Here is a 1,199-nt window from a genome sequence, read left to right on the forward strand (position 1 = left end):
CTGCAGCGATCCTCCTGCTCTCTCTGGAACTGATTCAGAGCTGACAGGCTATATCTAAACTTTCTGTCAGCTTGAGAAGAAGCTGACGGGAACAACCACATACTCTCTCCCATTCCTTTCAGTTTCTTCCAAGCGAAACGTGTAAGAGGAATAACAATGTTAAGCGCACGCAATATCGCCGCCTTAGGCTTTATGACTTTCGCCATGTATTTGGGCGCAGGTAACCTTATCTTCCCTCCATTTTTGGGTTACCAAGCGGGTGAAAACTTTTTGAGTGGAATGTCTGGATTCCTTTTAACTGGCGTGGGCCTACCTGCTTTAGCACTGGTAATGGTGGCGATCGTTAATGGCTCAGACAAGCTAACCGCTGCGCTACCAAAACCGCTAGCAACCAGCTTTTGGGTGATGGTCTTCATCGTCATCGGGCCTGCATTTGTGATTCCGCGAGCCATTACCGTCGCCTATCAATTTAGCTTCGCCCCAATCTTTGGTGAGGCGGCATTAGTGCCGTTTACGATTGCCTTTTGTGTAGCAACCATTTGGTTTGCGCTTTACCCAGGTAAGTTGGTTGATAACTTAGGCAAAATCCTAACACCGGCGTTAATGGCGATTTTGATCATCATGTCTGTCACTGCCTTGATTTACCCAGCAGGGGAGTTGACACAAGCCAGTGGCCCATACGTGAGTGGTGCGTTTGCAGAAGGTCTGACGCAAGGGTACATGACGATGGATGCGTTGGGCTCAATTGGCTTTGGTTGGATCATTTTCCGTGCCATCCGCAGCATGGGAGTGGACTGCCCGAAAGCAACGGCGAAATACACTCTAATTGCAGCCTTAATGTACGCTGTCGCGATGGCGTTTGTTTACATTTCGTTGTCTTACATCGGTTCCACTAGCTCTTACTTAGGTTCAGAGTTTAGCAATGGTGGCGATATTTTAACGGCGTTCACCTTCAACCATTTTGGTGCCTTTGGCTCGGTGTTGTTGGGTGCAGTCATGGTATTGGCCTGTTTAACCACAGCGATTGGCGTAACAACGGCAGGCAGCGAGTTCTATGACAACACCTTTAGCAAAGTGAACTACAAAAGCCCTGTCGTCACCACCATGGTACTGTCAGGCTTTATCGCCAACATCGGTTTAGAGCAGCTATTGGCAATCACTTTACCTGCGGTTGTGGCACTTCATCCTGTGGCGATTGC

The 1,199-nt window shown here is 48.7% G+C and carries 1 protein-coding gene; it reads left to right on the forward strand.

Annotation, left to right across the window (positions count from 1 at the left end; genetic code table 11):
• Window positions 1–156 precede the first annotated feature (156 nt).
• Window positions 157–1,199: branched-chain amino acid transport system II carrier protein (brnQ, locus tag R8N28_RS25810; RefSeq protein ID WP_318183734.1), on the forward strand; the 1,043-nt coding region annotated here is incomplete at its 3' end.

This window comes from Vibrio sp. Vb1554 (assembly GCF_033344235.1).